Raw genomic sequence first — 15,121 nt, forward strand, 5'->3', positions numbered from 1 at the left:
CCGGATCTTCTAGAAGAAACTCCGTCATCGCCAGGCATAAAAAAAGCGGGGACCAAAGCCCCCGCCTTTTCATTTCCGATCCCGAAAGGGACAAAAGATCAGTTCTTGGCCTTGTCGACCAGCTTGCCCTTGGCAATCCAGGGCATCATGCCGCGCAGCTTTTCGCCGGTCTTTTCGATCTGGTGCACGTCGTTGCGCGCGCGGATGGCCTTGAAGCCGACGCCGCCCGACTGGTTTTCCAGAATGAAGTTGCGCACGAAGGTGCCATCCTGAATATCGGTCAGAACGCGCTTCATCTCGGCCTTGGTTTCTGCCGTCACGATGCGCGGGCCTGTAACATATTCACCATATTCGGCCGTGTTCGAGATCGAGTAGTTCATGTTCGCAATGCCGCCTTCGTAGATCAGATCCACGATCAGCTTCATTTCGTGCAGGCACTCGAAATAGGCCATTTCGGGAGCATAGCCACCCTCGACCAGCGTCTCGAAACCGGCGCGGATCAGTTCGACCAGACCGCCGCAAAGCACGGCCTGCTCGCCGAACAGATCGGTTTCGACTTCTTCCTTGAAGCTGGTCTCGATGATGCCAGCGCGGCCGCCACCATTTGCCGAAGCGTAGGACAGGGCGATTTCAAGCGCCTGACCCGTTGCGTTCTGGGCAACCGCCACGAGCGACGGCACGCCACCACCCTTCTGGTATTCAGAACGCACGGTGTGGCCGGGGCCCTTCGGCGCAACAAGGAACACGTCCAGGTCAGGGCGGGCTTCGATGATGCGGAAATGGATCGACAGGCCATGAGCAAAAACGAGCGCTGCACCCTGCTTCAGGTTCTTTTCCAGCGAGTCCTTGTAGAGCGCGCCCTGGCCTTCGTCAGGCGTCAGAACCATCACGACATCGGCCCATGCAGCGGCGTCAGCGGGGTTCATGACCTTGAAGCCAGCGCCTTCTGCCTTGGCAACAGCCGACGACTCAGGACGCAGGCCGATGACCATATCGGTCACGCCGCTGTCCTTCAGGTTGTTGGCATGGGCATGGCCCTGGCTGCCGTAACCGATGATGGCAACCTTCTTGCCCTTGATCAGGCCCAGATCACAGTCACGATCGTAATAGACGCGCATCAGAAAGACTCCTCGATGGATTGAAAGACTTCGGTACCACGGCCTATAGCGGCGATTCCGGTCCGGGACACTTCCGCAAGACCAAGCGGTTGCATCAATTCGACGAAAGCATCGATTTTCTCGGCACTTCCCGTCAGTTCAAAAACGAAAGACCCTGCCGTCGTATCGACAGCGTGGGCACGAAACGCCTGGGCAATACGCATACCCTCGGTACGCATCTCGCCCTTGCTGACCACCTTGATCAGGGCCAGCTCGCGCGCCACATGCGGGCCGCATTCCGTCAGGTCACGCACGCCATGCACAGGAATAAGGCGCGCAAGCTGGGCCTTGATCTGGGCAATGACCATCTCTGTGCCAGACGTCACGATGGTGATCCGCGACAGATTGCGCGAGGCATCGATGGCAGAGACGGTAAGGCTCTCGATGTTATAGCCACGTCCTGAAAACAGACCGACGACGCGGGCCAAGGCACCGCTCTCGTTTTCGATCAGAACCGCAATGACGGCTCTCTGGATATCCTGTGCCATCAGACCAGCATCATGCCTTCTTGTGTAATCCGGGCTGCATTGGACTCCTGATCGGGGCCAAGCAGCATCTCGTTATGCGGGGCGCCCGACGGAATCATCGGGAAGCAGTTCTCGTCCTGCGCCACACAGATATCCGCCACCACCGGGCCGTCATGACGCAGCATTTCATCGATCACGCCATCCAGCTCGCCCACGCAGGTGGCGCGCAGCCCCTTGCCGTGAAACGCTTCTGCCAGACGGATGAAATCAGGCAACGCCTCGCTATAGGATTGTGAGTAGCGCGAGCCATGCAGCAATTCCTGCCACTGACGCACCATGCCCATATAGCGGTTGTTCAGGATGAACAGCTTCACCGGCAGGCGATACTGCGCCATCGTGCCGAGCTCCTGAATATTCATGAGCGTCGACGCCTCGCCGGCAATATCGATCACCAGCGCATCGGGATGCGCCACCTGGGCGCCGACCGCCGCAGGCAGACCGTAGCCCATGGTGCCGAGGCCGCCAGAGGTCAGCCAGCGATTGGGCTTGTCGAACTGGAAGTGCTGCGCCGCCCACATCTGATGCTGGCCGACTTCCGTGCTCACGAATGTATCGCGACCCAGAGCCTGCGTGGCTTCATAAAGACGGCGAATGGCATATTGCGGGCGGATGATGGCGCTCGGAGCCTGATCCTGCACAAAGCCGAAGGAATCCAGTGCGCGCCAGCCCTCGATCTGCGCCCACCAGGGGCTCAGATCCTGACCATCGCCATCCCAGGCAGCAAGAAGCGCCTCGATCGTGCGGCCGACATCACCAACCAGCGGCACATCGACGCGGATGATCTTGTTGATCTGCGAAGGGTCGATATCGGCGTGAACCTTGAACGAGTTGGGCGAGAACGCATCCACACGCCCGGTCACACGATCATCAAAACGCGAGCCGAGCGCGATCAGCAGGTCGCAGCCATGCGTGGCCAGATTGGCCTCGTAGCTGCCATGCATGCCCAGCATGCCCAGAAACTGGCGGTCGGTGGTCGGGAAAGCGCCCAGACCCATCAGGGTGGAAGTCACCGGGAAATTGGTACGGCGTGCCAGCTCGCGCAGGCCTTCCGCAGCCTTGGGCCCGGCATTGATCACGCCGCCACCCGTATAGAAAAGCGGACGCTTGGCGCGCTTCATGGCGGCGATGGTCTGGCGGATCGCCTCGCCATCGGCGTCCAGATTGGGGCGATACGGGCGATGCAGACGCCCTTCGCCCGGCGCGGGCAGAGGCGCGTTGCCGACCGAGATGTCCTTGGGCAGATCGATCAGAACGGGGCCGGGGCGACCACCTGCGGCCACCTCGAAGGCCTCACGAACGATCGGCGCCAGATCCTGACCGCGACGCACCAGATAATTATGCTTGGTGGCAGGACGCGTGATGCCGGTCGTATCGGCTTCCTGAAACGCGTCATTGCCGATCAGCGCCGTTGGCACCTGACCGCACAGGCAGATGAGCGGGATGGAATCCATCAGCGCATCGACCAGACCGGTCACGGCATTGGTGGCACCGGGGCCACTGGTGACCAGCACCACGCCCACCTTGCCGGTCGAGCGCGCATAGGCCTCTGCCGCATGAACGGCGGCCTGCTCATGGCGCACCAGAACATGGCGGATATGATCCTGCTTGAACAGCGCATCATAGATGGGCAGCACCGCGCCGCCGGGATAGCCGAAAATGACCTCGACGCCCTGCTCCACAAGCACGCGCAGGAGCACCTCGGCACCATTGAGCGGCGCTGTCGAAGTTTTTCCGGTCTGCTGTGTTGACGCGTTCATGTGAGCGCACCCCTTTCATTGAGCGGGCGGGTTTATGACGGGTGTGAGGATTCGTCAATGGCCGATTGAATGAAAGTTGCTATTTTTTCGAATTCCCTTTTCGAAAATTGCGTACTCTCGTCATATCTTTGCAACGAAATCATGCAATCCTGCTCTGCGCCCAGCGCATGGTGATTGAACCAGGTTGCCTGACGTCTCGTATATTGCCCCGTCACGATGACAGCGCGGCGGATAGCCTCGTCCAGAGTGAGCGTTCCCGCAAGAGCGGCGCTCAATTCCGGAACGCCATGGGCGCGCATGGCGGGCAAAGCGGGCGAAAGCCCCCGTGCGACAAGGCGTTTGACCTCATCGAGGGCTCCGGAATCGATCATGTGCGAGAACCGCTTGCCAATTGCCTCGCGCAGCATGTCACGCGGTGGATCCAGCCTGACAGAGACAAAGCGGCACGGTGCTGGCGGCAGGCCTGGCTGACTGCGCCAGTACGCAAGCCCCTGCCCTGTGCCACGCAGCACTTCGAGCGCCCTTCCAACACGCTGGCCATCGCTCGGGCGCAGACCCTGCGCCGTTTGCGGATCGTCGCGCATCAGGATTGCGTGTGCCGCCTCGCTCCCCTGTTCGGCCACGAGCGCACGCGCCGCCTCACGCGCCTCGTCGCCCGGTTCGGGAACCTCCACCAGACCGTCGAGCAGTGCGCGCATATACATGCCCGTCCCACCGCACAGGATGGGCATCCGCCCCTGTGCCCATGCCGTCTGCATGTCATTCAGCGCCGTCTCGCGCCACCAGGCAACACTGCCCGGCTGCGCGGCATCGAGGACCCCGTAAAGCCGATGCGGCACGCGCGCTTCGTCAGCCTCATCGGGGCGTGCCGTCAGCACATGCAGATCGGCATAGACCTGCATGGAATCGGCATTGATCACCGTGCCCCCGACACGTTCGGCCAGCGCAAGCGCCAGTGCCGACTTGCCCGAACAGGTCGGTCCCGCCACAATAAGGGCGATCGGGGCGTCAGCCATTTTGTCTAACTGTCCCAAGCGTTCTTCTCTGATGGGCCAAGATGACCTTACCTTACGTTCTCGTTCTCGTTGCCGACCCTGCACAGGGCACCCTGTCCAAAGATGCCATCGACATCGCCCGGAACATGGTCAAGGGCAAGAACCCCGTCGTGCTTTCGGCGGGCGAAGCCGTCGAAATTCCGTGCCCCACGCCAGCTCCCGGCGCGCCAACCATTGCCACCATACGCGCAACGCTTGCGCGGCATAAGGTCGATGCGCTGCTGGTCAAGACACGCGGCCGTCGCAAGGCTGTGCTCGTCGCCGATATGGACAGCACCATTCTCGACGGTGAAAGCCTCGATGAGGTCGCAGCCCTGCTGGGAGTAGGTGATGCTGTCGCCCAGCTCACCCTCGACACCATGAACGGGAAACTGGATTTCGAGGAGTCCCTGCGGACACGTGTCGCACTTCTGGAAGGCAAATCGACCGACTGCCTGGAGGAAGTCTGGCAGAAATCACGACTCAATCCCGGTGCCCGGACCCTGGTGAAGACCATGAGCGCCCATAATGCCCGCACGGCGCTCGTGTCGGGTGGTTTTACCTACTTTACGAGCCGTGTCGCTGAAGCCTGCGGCTTTGACGAGCATTACGGCAACGAATTCGACATTCAGAATGGTGTCTTCACCGGCAAGCTCGCAGCCCCGGTGCTGGGCCCCGACAGCAAGGAAGAGCACCTGCAGCGTCTGCTCGAAGAGCGTGGCGTAAAGGCCTCTGCTGCCCTGACCACCGGAGACGGCACCAATGATCTGCCGATGCTCGCCGTGGCCGGTCTGGGCATCGCCTACAAGGCGAAACCGAAAGTCCGTCAGATGATCGAAATGCAGGTCAATCACTCGACCCTGCGCGCCCATCTGTTCGCACAGGGTTATCCCGCGAGTGTTTTCGTGGAGTGAAGGCTTATGGGGTGCTGCCCCATTCCCCGGAAAGGGGCTCGCCCCTTTCATCCCCTTTGAATCAAGGGGTGAAGATGGCTTCGATACTTAGATCGAAAATCTCTGCTACGGCGAAAGCCAGGGGCAGGCTCGGGTCGTAGCGCTCATTCTCGATCGCATTGATAGTCTGACGCGAGACGCCCAGCACCTTGGCCAGCGCATTCTGACTCATGCCCTGCGCCAGACGCAGATCGCGCATCCTTCTGCCAAAAGGCACGCGATCTCTGACAGGCTCAGGGCAACGCCCTGAACCCGTTTCCCGTCACTGACAATCCAAAGAGATCGCATCCCCCTGCAAGCTGCGATCAGCGAAATTCTGGGCCTCGCTTTCGGCGGCATTCAGAAGCGGAGAATGCTCGACACGGTAATGGTGGATGCTTACGCGCGTTCCGGCAGAGCACAGCGCCTGGCTGAGCTTCTCCTGCTGGGCCGGGGGCACCTGCGTATCGTTGGTGGCGATACCGAGCATGACCGGTGAAGCCAGCTTGAGCGAAGGATAGCGTGCCCACTGCAAGGCAGGGGCGAGGGCATTTTCGGCGTCGGGCTGGAACGTATTGTCAGGCGTTAGACCGGCATGTTCGACCGCACCAAAAAAATCACCACGGCATAGTTCACTCGCCTTGCGATACAGAGGCAGGGCGCGAGGCTTGAAGGCGCTCGACGGATCGAATGAGGTGTCAGCCGCCCCAAGAGACGCCCCCAGCAGAAGACCATAGACAACACCGGGCGCAAAGCGGCGCGCGCCATGCGCCTGGGTCAGGATATGACCGGAATCACCATCGAAATAGGGCGCCCCGAGGGCAATCGTTCCCTTGATCTGCAGGCTCGGCGCGTAGTTTTTCGCCAGAGCCGCAGCCGCCAGCACGGCTTGCGCACCCTGATCATGACCCAGCAGCACGACATGACCGCTCAGGGACGGGAAGCGACGCCGCGCCGCACGCACGGAATCCAGCACAGCCATGCCCCCGGATTTCGCATTCAGATACAGCGCCGCTCCCGGCTCGCCGAGACCGGGATAATCGGTCGCAACCACGGCATAGCCGCGCCGCAGCCAGCTTCCGTAGAAACTTGCCTGCGGGCCGCCGATCCCCATGATCGACGGGGCGCAGGTCAGACCGATACCGCTCGTGCCATGAGCCCAGGCCATGACGGGCCACCCTCCGGCAGGCGGCGTACCGCGTGGCACCATGACTTCGGCAGAAACGGCAACAAGATGGGTCGGGTTATGCGCATCGGTGCTGCGATAGGCCATGCGATAGGCCGTGCCAGGGATAGGCGCGTTTTTCTGCTCCATCTTGATGGCCTGACCGGCAGCCACAGGAGCGTAGCGCGATTCGGCGTCTTCATCGGCATCCATGGCGCAGGCGGTCAGGGTCAGGGCGGAAACAGCCATCATGGCAAAGACAGAACGCATCGGACCTCTTCGATCTCAGGGGCGGAAACCAGGCGACAGGAAAACGGCAAACGCCGCGTGACACGCGAGGTTCGGGAGAAGCGACCGGCAGGGTGACCTGACGGTCTGGCAAAATCATGACGGGTATTGCCTCGTTCGCCCCGGCTCAGCCAGACGTTTTCTGTAACACGGCCCCTTAGCCGGACGGAGCATGACGCCCTGTGGCAATGGGCTGGTCAGGCCATACGCTCCGTGACCGGAGGCCGGTTGCAATGCAGAAAGACCCGGAGCGATTCACAGGAACGTGAATGCACCCTGCCAAAAATAGAATTATTTTTCTTTTATGTATTGAGAAAGAGAATATTAATTTCCCGTACCGCGAGGGTGCCCGTCGGCGCGAGAGTTGAGAACCGCATCCGGTGGCAGATGCTATAAGGCCCGCATCGGGCGCGGGTCCAGCGCGCCACGCCGATTGCGGTCGCAGAGGAGAGGAAGACGTTTCATGAGCAGTCTGATTCAGCATTACATCAACGGGTCACGTACCGAAGGTCATGGCAGCGCGCGGGGCGATGTGTTCAACCCGGCCACGGGTCAGGTCACGGCGCAGCTCGCCCTGGGTGATGTAAAGGATGTCGATGACGCCGTTACGGCTGCCAGGGCGGCCTTCCCTGGCTGGGCACAGACGACGCCTCTCGCTCGTGCCCGCGTGCTTTTCCGCTTTCGTGACCTGATCGAGAAACATGCGCGCGATCTGGCGGCAGTCATCACAGCCGAGCATGGCAAGGTGCTGTCGGATGCGCTCGGCGAGGTCACGCGCGGCATGGAGGTGGTGGAATTCGCAACCGGCGCCCCTGAACTGCTCAAGGGCGAATTCACCGAGCAGGTCGGGCGCGGGATCGATGCCTGGTCGATGCGCCAGCCTCTGGGCGTGGTGGCCGGCATTACCCCGTTCAATTTTCCCGTCATGGTGCCGCTCTGGATGGCGCCGATGGCCCTCGCCTGCGGCAATTGCTTCATTCTCAAGCCCTCCGAGCGCGATCCCTCGGCCTCGCTGATACTGGCCGATCTGCTCAAGCAGGCCGGTCTGCCAGACGGTGTCTTCCAGGTTGTTCACGGCGACAAGCTGGTGGTCGATGCGCTGCTCAAGCACCCCGACGTGCAGGCAATCAGCTTTGTCGGCTCGACCCCCATCGCCCGCTATATCCACGAGACCGGTGTGGCTCATGGCAAGCGCGTGCAGGCACTCGGCGGCGCCAAGAACCACGCCGTCATCATGCCCGATTGCGATCTCGACAAGACGGTCGATGCATTGATGGGCGCTGCCTATGGCTCTGCCGGTGAGCGTTGCATGGCCATTTCCGTGGCGGTTGCCGTCGGGCCCGTCGCCGATGCCCTGATCGAGAAGCTGATCCCCAAGGTCGAAGCGCTCAAGATCGGCAATGGCACCGAAGACGCAACCGAAATGGGCCCTCTGGTCACGAAACTGCATCGCGAGAAGGTGGCTTCCTATGTGACGATCGGCGCAGAGGAAGGGGCAACACTTCTGGTCGACGGGCGCGATTTCAAATCACCGCAGAACCCCGATGGCTTCTTCATCGGCGGGTCGCTGTTCGATCATGTGACACCGGAGATGCGTATCTATCGCGAGGAAATCTTCGGCCCGGTTCTGGCCGTGGTGCGCGTGCCCGATTTCGAGACCGCCCTTACGCTGGTCAATGAGCATGAATTCGGCAATGGCACAGCCATCTTCACCCGTGACGGTGACAGCGCCCGCGCCTTCACGCACCGGGTGCAGGCAGGCATGGTCGGTGTGAACGTGCCGATCCCGGTGCCCATGGCGTTCCATTCCTTCGGCGGATGGAAGGCATCGCTGTTTGGCGACCATCACATGCATGGCGCCGAGGGCGTGCGCTTCTTCACGAAATACAAGGCCGTTACCTCACGCTGGCCAACCGGCATCCGCCAGGGTGCTGATTTCGTCATGCCCACGCTAGGCTGACGGGATTTCCGTCGCACGGCGCCGCAAAACGGCCCCAAACGGGCGCGAGGGTCTCCCCCTCGCGCCCGTTTGGCGTTCCGGCGCTTTGCGCAGGCCGGAACTCGGGTTATGTCCCATCACAAGAACTGGAACACACGCCAAACCGGAGGATATCCCATGAGCGACACCATGCCAGACCGTCTGAGCGCCACTCCGGGCAGCCCGTTTTACGACGAGGCCCTGCTGGAAAAAGGAATCGGCATTCGCTTCAATGGCGAAGAGCGCACCAATGTGCAGGAATATTGCATCAGCGAAGGCTGGGTGCGCCTGGCCGTTGGCAAGACGCTCGATCGCAAGGGCAACCCAATGACGATCAAGGTTTCGGGCAAGGTTGAAGCCTGGGTCAAGGGCCCTGAGGGCGACAACGCCTGAGACAACAGGCAAGGAGTACACCCATGACGCCCACACGGATCATCATCGACACGGATCCCGGTCAGGACGACGCCGTCGCCATTCTGCTGGCGCTGGCCTCACCCGAAGACATCACGGTCGAGGCGATCCTGACGGTGGGCGGCAATAGCGGCATTGCCAATACCACGCGCAATGCCGCCGCCATTCTCGAACTGGCCGGGCGCGCCGATATTCCGCTGCACAGCGGCTGTGACCTGCCCCTGTCGCGCCCTCCGGTACGGGCCGATCATGTTCATGGCGAGAGTGGGCTTGATGGCGCCGATCTGCCACGCCCGACAAAACAGGCCGATTCCCCCCATGCGGTGGAATTCCTGATCGAGACCTTACGCCACGAGCCTGAGGGCAGCCTGACCATCGTCACGCTCGGGCCCATGACCAATCTGGCGACGGCGTTGCAGAAAGCGCCTGATATCGCACCACGCATCAACCGCGTGGTTTCCATGATCGGTGCCTGTTTCGAAGGGGGAAATATTACCCCCAATGCCGAATTCAACGCCTATGTCGACCCTGAGGCCGCCGCCATCGTGCTCGGCTCGGGTGTGCCCGTGGTCATGCTGCCGCTCGATGTAACGCATCAGGTTCTGACCACCCCTTCCCGCCTCGGCCGTATCAGGGCCATTGGCAATGAAGCCGGTCGCTGCGTCGGCGGGATGCTCGGTTTTTCCGAGCGCTTCGACCTTGAAAAATACGGCTGGCCCGGCGCGCCCCTGCACGACCCCTGCACCATCATGTGGCTGCTGCGCCCTGATCTGTTTCAGGGCCGTCTGGTCAATGTCGAAATCGAGACCCAGAGCGCGCTCTCTGCCGGCCAGACCGTCGTCGATTACTGGAGCGTCACAGGACGCCCCGCCAATGCGCTCTATCTGCGCGATGTCGATTCAGACGGGTTCTACCAGGTACTGACAGAGCGCCTGTCGCGCCTGCCCTGAAGCGCCTGCTTGGCGAGTCTGGCCTGATACAGAAAGAGCCCGGAACGCGTCTGCGCTCCGAGGTCTTTTCGTTATTGCACCGGTCGGAAATTCTGCCCGGTCCAGACCTCGCCGAAGGGAGAACCTCCCTCCGGCTGCGGGCATTTACCAGGCGAAACCGAGCGTCGCCTGAGCATTGCGGCGTTCGCCGTAATAGCAGAAGGCCTGGCCATAGGCTGCATAGGCAAGGCAGTTGGTCACGTAGTTCTTGTCAAACAGGTTGCGCACATTGGCGCCCACCGTCCAGCCTTTGAGCGATCTGGACACATTGACCAGATCGTAACGCAGCGATGCATCAAACAGCGCATATTGCGGCACATTGGCGCTGCCATAGCTGGCCTCGCCACCATAGGCCGACGCCGAGTAGCGCATGCCTGCGCCAAAGCCGAGCGACCTGAGACGCCCGCCTGGCACGGTGTAGAAGCCGAACAGCGAGGCATTGCCGCGGCCGGACTGGATGAGCGGCTTGCCGGTGGAATCATCATGCACGCGCTGCACGCTGACGGCGGCATCGACGGTCAGATTATGCCAGCTGTCCATATGGGCCTCGAATTCGAAGCCATCGGAATGCACAAGACCCTGCTGGGTGTTGTAGATCGAGTTGGGAATCGACACGAGCACGTTGGTCTGCTCGATGTGAAAACCCGCCGCCGTCAGCAGGATTGGCGTGCCGGGCAGCTGATATTTCAGACCGCCTTCAAGCTGCTTGCCGATAGACGGGTTCGCCTGATGCGTTGAACCGCTCGTTTCAAGCACCACGCCGGTCTGCGGCTGGAACGAGGTGGCGTAGCTGATATAGGGCGCCAGACCGAACTTGAAGTGGTAGAGCCCCGATGCACGCCAGGTGATCTGGCTCGGGCTCTGCTTCGAGTTCGAGTCCGAGAGATACTCGATCTGGCGCGAGCGGAACCAGTCATTGCGAATGCTGCCCGTCAGGATCAGCCCGCCCCAATGGATCTCGTCCTGTCCATAGGCGCCGATCTGGTGGGAATCCACCTTGTAGCGCGCATAGGTCTCGAGAGGGTCGATCCCCATATCGTAATTGGGCGCGAAGACATTCAGATCAGGCGCGTTGCTCTGCCCGGCTGTCTCATTGGCCCATTGTTGCTGATAGTCGAAACCGGCCATGAGCATATGGACGAACGGGCCCGTGCGCAGCTTGCCGTGGAAGCCGCTATCGAAGGCGAGGTTGCGTGTGTGCTCGGTGGTGCCGAAGCCATAGCGCGGCAACATGCCATCTGCATCCCAGTAACCCGCATTATAGACACTGCGATACTGCGTGCTGAGATCGTCATAGCGACCGCGTGTCGAGAAGCTCCAGTCGTTATTGAAACGATGGGTGTAGATATAGGTGAAGGCACCGTGCTTGCGGTTGAACTTCTCGAAGCGCGCATCGCCATCATAGAAATTGCGCGGCAGATAGCCACCAAACGGCGCAGGCTTGAGTGAGCCTTCCAGCGGCACACCGCCATAGGTGCCTGCCTCGGGGTCATACTGGTAATTGCCGATCAGGGTCAGCGTATCGGGGCCGTTACCGCCGAAACTGACGGTCGGGCTGATCGAGAAACGGCGGCTGCCTGTGCGGGTCAGCTGTGTATGCTGACCGTTGACGGTGCCGTAAACGCGATAGCGGATTGACCCGTCTTTGGTCGCATAGCCACCCATATCGGCATCGACACGATAAAGGTCGAACATGCCGCCCGTCGCATTGACCGAGCCATAGGAGGCCTTGTCGAGTGGCGTCTTGCTTTGCAGCGCCACAAGGCCACCCGGGCTGGACTGGCCATAAAGCGCCGAGGCTGGCCCCTTGAGAATTTCCAGCCGCTCGAGACGGGACGTGTCGATCTGGGCGATGGCATAGCCCGTCGGGCTGTCCTGCAGACGAAGACCGTCGAGAAACTCGGGAATGGTAAAGCCGCGCAGCTGGAAGAGGTCGTAACGCGTCCCCACGCCACCGCGCAGGTCAGGCGTGATACCGGCTGCGTAGCGAATGGCCTGATTGAGTGTCAGAACGCCACGGATATCCATCTCGTTACGCGTGACCACCGTGACTGACTGCGCGGTCTCGATCAGCGGCGTGTTTGATTTGGTGGCCGAAGAAGCAATCGTGGCCCCCTTTTGCCCGCGCACCGTCATGTGTTCGACATTGGCCGCCTTTTCCGACGACGTGGCGCGATGCACGGCCGATTTCGACGCGATGGCCTCATCGGGTTGGACTGTCGCATCCTGCTGTTTTTCCTGTGCCCATGCGCTCCCGCTCATCAGAGCCGTGAGGGAAACACACATCGCCAGACCCATACGGGTAAAATCCGCGCGCATAAAATCGTCCTGCCGTGAGAAAACGGCAGACGCTTAGCGTTAGTGCGAGTCATTCGCAATTTAAGTTATCCGAACGTTACTTTTCCCCAATCTTACTGTGGCGCAAATATCACCATAGTGTGAACGGGGTTAATGCCCGGTCAGCTTTGTTCACCATCCAGCAGGGCCCTCACCGCCGCTGCGACAGCGCTGCCAAGCGCCTCGTTATTCTCTGGCGTGAAATGAACGCCATCGATCCCGTCAGTGGTGACATGCTGCCCTGCATCGAGGAAACCCACCCCTTTGGCGATGGCCAGCCCCTCATACTGTGCCGCGAGTGCAGCCATTTTGGGCTCGGCTCCGGCAAACTGGGCAGCAAGCCAGGGGCCAGGAATAGGACCAAGGGGTGGAGGCGCCACGACAAGCATTTTTGGCGCCGGATAGGCTGTCCCGACTCCGCCCCCACTCGCCTTCACCTGCCCGATCAGACGGGCCATGCCGAGGGCGATCTCATGAGGGGTGCGTCCATACGCGATCTTGGCGTCGTTTGTGCCGAGCATGACCACTACAAGATCGAGTGGCAGGTGACTGGCCAGCGCGGTCGGCAGATAGGCAGAACCATCCAGACGCGCGTCATTGGGATCGGCAATGGAGGTGGTGCGTGCGCTCAACCCCTCCTCGATCACACGGTACGACGGCCCGAGGCATCGTCCCATCACACCGGGCCAGCGTTTTTCTGCGGCATAGCGCGTGGTGGGCGTGCCTTCCGGGACAGGGACCCAGCCCCAGGTCAGAGAATCGCCGAAGCAGAGAATTTGTCTGAGAGCCATGTCACCGGTTCCGGGCAAGGGGGGAACGAACTGGGCGTCATGGCAGCACGTATCCGCGCCTGGCAGAACCTCTTTTTTCCGAACCGCATGGATAACGCGGCGAGTTCGTTACTCTGAAATATCGATCGGCCGCGCCTTGCCTTCTCCGAATAACGACAGGGATTTCCGAAGAGCAAAACAGGAGTTTCTGGTTTCTGGAGAGTTACCATTCCTGTCCCCTTCCGCGCCAGGCAAAGAAAGCAGTTTTCCACGGGGGAAAAATATCGATTCATTATACGCACAAAGAATAGATTTTTTTCTTTATTTGTATGATGCGTTTTTCGACGATCTGTCATCCCAAAGCCACAATGAATGACAAAATATGTTGCCTTCTTGATACAATTATCATTTCAAAATAGACAGAATTTGTTGGAACGAAATCGCCCTTCGGGGTCATCTTTTAAGGATGGGTCATGAACCTGCTTCGTCGCTTTCCGCGCCATTGTCGCAAGATTTTCGCTGCTGGCGCCCTGACCCTCCTCGCCACGACTGCGATGCAGGAATCGGCCCATGCCGAGATCGCCCTGTTCAAGACGGCGTCCAACCCCTGGCTGCAGGGCATCAATCTCTCCGGCCTCATCGAAGGCGGCATCATGGCCAATCCGGCCCGCCCCGATAACGGCATCAATTTCGGCAATTTTCTTGGCGATCACGCCAACCAGGCGCAGCTGAACCAGATCAGCCTCACCCTCTCCAAGGCCATCGATCCGACCAAATCCGAATTTCAGGTCGGGTTCATGCTCGAGGCGCTTTACGGCTCTGACGCCCGTTATTACCACCTGCTCGGCCTGTCGAACAAAATGACGAGCGACCGGTACCAGCTTCTCCCGGCTCAGGCCCATGTCGATGTTCACGCACCGATCCTCTCAAAGGGCGGTATCGACATGCAGGCTGGCATCCTGCCCGCCCCCATGGGCGTCGAGGTGCTCGACCCGACGCTGCGTCCCTTCTACTCACTGGCCTATACGTCGCAGTATTCCGTGCCCTTCGAGCATCTCGGCGCCATGTTCCACTGGCATGTCACCCCGATGTTCGATTTCAATTTCGGCGTCGATACCGGCAACCAGACCACATGGGGCCGCAATGACAACAACAATGCCGCAGCCGGCTATTTCGGGTTCAATCTGAACGGCCTCGCCCATGGCAAGCTGAACATCGCCGAACTCTCTCGCGTCGGACCTGAAAACGCGGTTGCCGCCATTGGCCCGCGTGCCAATACGGCACAGCGCTGGTGGAATGACATTGCCGCCTTCTACACGGTCAATGACAAGCTGAGCCTGACGGGCGAATTCAACTTCCTGCATGACGATGGCCTGCGCGCCGAGACCTGGAGCGTCGTCACTTTTGCCGCGTACAAGATCACCCCGAGCCTGACCTTCAATTATCGCGGCGAGCTCTATCGCGATAACAGCGGCATGTTCGTCGTCAACTTCCTGACGAGCCAGGCGTACATGAACGCCTTCCTGGGCGGCTATGCTCCGGTACAGACGGCGCCAGCCACCACCTATGGCGCGCTGACGCTGGGCGTTACCTACCGGCCCGATCTGGGGCATGGCGTGCGCGTTTTCGCCCTGCGCCCCGAAATCCGCTTCGACCGCTCGCTCAACGGCACCTCGCCATTCAACGATGGCCGCAATACAGGCATGTTCACCTTCGGTGGCGATGCCATGATCGGCTTCTGACAACAGGGGTCAGAGACAAAAAAGGCGCAGTCCC

At 60.7% G+C, this 15,121-nt stretch carries 13 protein-coding genes; 5 read left to right on the forward strand and 8 right to left on the reverse strand.

Annotation, left to right across the window (positions count from 1 at the left end; genetic code table 11):
• Window positions 1-98: 98 nt before the first annotated feature.
• Genes ilvC through miaA form a run of 4 tightly spaced genes read right to left on the reverse strand, consistent with a single transcriptional unit; the run spans window position 99 to window position 4,475 of the window.
• Window positions 99-1,118 carry a ketol-acid reductoisomerase gene (gene ilvC / locus AAID99_RS09505; RefSeq protein ID WP_188425747.1) on the reverse strand — a complete coding sequence of 340 codons (1,020 nt, stop codon included), beginning with the start codon at window positions 1,116-1,118 and terminating at the stop codon, window positions 99-101.
• A complete protein-coding gene (gene ilvN / locus AAID99_RS09510) occupies window positions 1,118-1,645 on the reverse strand; it encodes an acetolactate synthase small subunit (protein ID WP_127101603.1) in 528 nt (175 codons plus the stop codon). The genes ilvC and ilvN overlap by 1 nt, the downstream gene beginning before the upstream one ends.
• Complete coding sequence (ilvB, locus tag AAID99_RS09515) at window positions 1,645-3,441, reverse strand: biosynthetic-type acetolactate synthase large subunit (RefSeq protein WP_188425746.1); 1,797 nt, start codon at window positions 3,439-3,441, stop codon at window positions 1,645-1,647. The genes ilvN and ilvB overlap by 1 nt, the downstream gene beginning before the upstream one ends.
• Window positions 3,442-3,473: 32 nt before the next feature.
• Window positions 3,474-4,475 carry a tRNA (adenosine(37)-N6)-dimethylallyltransferase MiaA gene (miaA, locus tag AAID99_RS09520; RefSeq protein ID WP_371869836.1) on the reverse strand — a complete coding sequence of 334 codons (1,002 nt, stop codon included), beginning with the start codon at window positions 4,473-4,475 and terminating at the stop codon, window positions 3,474-3,476.
• A 23-nt stretch (window positions 4,476-4,498) separates the two neighbouring features.
• Here miaA and serB point away from each other — a divergent pair, with 23 nt between their 5' ends.
• Window positions 4,499-5,389, forward strand: a complete 891-nt coding sequence (serB, locus tag AAID99_RS09525) for a phosphoserine phosphatase SerB (RefSeq protein WP_188425744.1) — start codon at window positions 4,499-4,501, stop codon at window positions 5,387-5,389.
• A 61-nt stretch (window positions 5,390-5,450) separates the two neighbouring features.
• Here the strand turns inward: serB and AAID99_RS09530 are convergent, their stop codons facing one another.
• Both AAID99_RS09530 and AAID99_RS09535 read right to left on the reverse strand, forming a co-directional pair.
• On the reverse strand, window positions 5,451-5,627 hold the full coding sequence (locus tag AAID99_RS09530) for a helix-turn-helix transcriptional regulator (RefSeq protein ID WP_188425743.1): 177 nt from the start codon (window positions 5,625-5,627) through the stop codon (window positions 5,451-5,453).
• Window positions 5,628-5,690: 63 nt separating this feature from the next.
• Window positions 5,691-6,842 (reverse strand): alpha/beta fold hydrolase, encoded by a 1,152-nt coding sequence (locus AAID99_RS09535; protein WP_498493722.1) that lies wholly within the window; start codon window positions 6,840-6,842, stop codon window positions 5,691-5,693.
• A gap of 481 nt (window positions 6,843-7,323) precedes the next feature.
• Here AAID99_RS09535 and AAID99_RS09540 point away from each other — a divergent pair, with 481 nt between their 5' ends.
• From AAID99_RS09540 to AAID99_RS09550, 3 genes are all read left to right on the forward strand, one after another.
• Window positions 7,324-8,820, forward strand: a complete 1,497-nt coding sequence (locus tag AAID99_RS09540) for a CoA-acylating methylmalonate-semialdehyde dehydrogenase (RefSeq protein ID WP_188425741.1) — start codon at window positions 7,324-7,326, stop codon at window positions 8,818-8,820.
• 156 nt (window positions 8,821-8,976) lie between these two features.
• Window positions 8,977-9,231 carry a DUF3297 family protein gene (locus tag AAID99_RS09545; RefSeq protein WP_188425740.1) on the forward strand — a complete coding sequence of 85 codons (255 nt, stop codon included), beginning with the start codon at window positions 8,977-8,979 and terminating at the stop codon, window positions 9,229-9,231.
• A gap of 23 nt (window positions 9,232-9,254) precedes the next feature.
• Window positions 9,255-10,199 (forward strand): nucleoside hydrolase, encoded by a 945-nt coding sequence (locus tag AAID99_RS09550; protein WP_188425739.1) that lies wholly within the window; start codon window positions 9,255-9,257, stop codon window positions 10,197-10,199.
• 144 nt (window positions 10,200-10,343) lie between these two features.
• Here the strand turns inward: AAID99_RS09550 and AAID99_RS09555 are convergent, their stop codons facing one another.
• Window positions 10,344-12,557: a TonB-dependent siderophore receptor gene (locus tag AAID99_RS09555; RefSeq protein ID WP_229719625.1), complete on the reverse strand. Its 2,214-nt coding sequence runs from the start codon at window positions 12,555-12,557 to the stop codon at window positions 10,344-10,346.
• Between the two features lie 140 nt (window positions 12,558-12,697).
• A complete protein-coding gene (locus AAID99_RS09560) occupies window positions 12,698-13,366 on the reverse strand; it encodes an SGNH/GDSL hydrolase family protein (RefSeq protein ID WP_498493723.1) in 669 nt (222 codons plus the stop codon).
• A gap of 452 nt (window positions 13,367-13,818) precedes the next feature.
• Here AAID99_RS09560 and AAID99_RS09565 point away from each other — a divergent pair, with 452 nt between their 5' ends.
• Window positions 13,819-15,087: an outer membrane beta-barrel protein gene (locus AAID99_RS09565; protein WP_498493724.1), complete on the forward strand. Its 1,269-nt coding sequence runs from the start codon at window positions 13,819-13,821 to the stop codon at window positions 15,085-15,087.
• The last annotated feature ends 34 nt before the right edge of the window (window positions 15,088-15,121 follow it).

The sequence above is a fragment of the Asaia sp. Ae19-3 genome, assembly GCF_059801175.1.

Bases quoted from the DNA above. Each gene is read 5' to 3' on its own strand.
- AAID99_RS09560 (WP_498493723.1), bottom strand. From the start codon at position 13,366: ATGGCTCTCAGACAAATTCTCTGCTTCGGCGATTCTCTGACCTGGGGC.
- AAID99_RS09535 (WP_498493722.1), bottom strand. From the start codon at position 6,842: ATGCGTTCTGTCTTTGCCATGATGGCTGTTTCCGCCCTGACCCTGACC.
- serB (WP_188425744.1), top strand. From the start codon at position 4,499: ATGACCTTACCTTACGTTCTCGTTCTCGTTGCCGACCCTGCACAGGGC.
- AAID99_RS09565 (WP_498493724.1), top strand. From the start codon at position 13,819: ATGAACCTGCTTCGTCGCTTTCCGCGCCATTGTCGCAAGATTTTCGCT.
- ilvC (WP_188425747.1), bottom strand. From the start codon at position 1,118: ATGCGCGTCTATTACGATCGTGACTGTGATCTGGGCCTGATCAAGGGC.
- ilvN (WP_127101603.1), bottom strand. From the start codon at position 1,645: ATGGCACAGGATATCCAGAGAGCCGTCATTGCGGTTCTGATCGAAAAC.
- AAID99_RS09540 (WP_188425741.1), top strand. From the start codon at position 7,324: ATGAGCAGTCTGATTCAGCATTACATCAACGGGTCACGTACCGAAGGT.
- AAID99_RS09530 (WP_188425743.1), bottom strand. From the start codon at position 5,627: ATGCGCGATCTGCGTCTGGCGCAGGGCATGAGTCAGAATGCGCTGGCC.
- AAID99_RS09550 (WP_188425739.1), top strand. From the start codon at position 9,255: ATGACGCCCACACGGATCATCATCGACACGGATCCCGGTCAGGACGAC.
- AAID99_RS09555 (WP_229719625.1), bottom strand. From the start codon at position 12,557: ATGCGCGCGGATTTTACCCGTATGGGTCTGGCGATGTGTGTTTCCCTC.
- ilvB (WP_188425746.1), bottom strand. From the start codon at position 3,441: ATGAACGCGTCAACACAGCAGACCGGAAAAACTTCGACAGCGCCGCTC.
- AAID99_RS09545 (WP_188425740.1), top strand. From the start codon at position 8,977: ATGAGCGACACCATGCCAGACCGTCTGAGCGCCACTCCGGGCAGCCCG.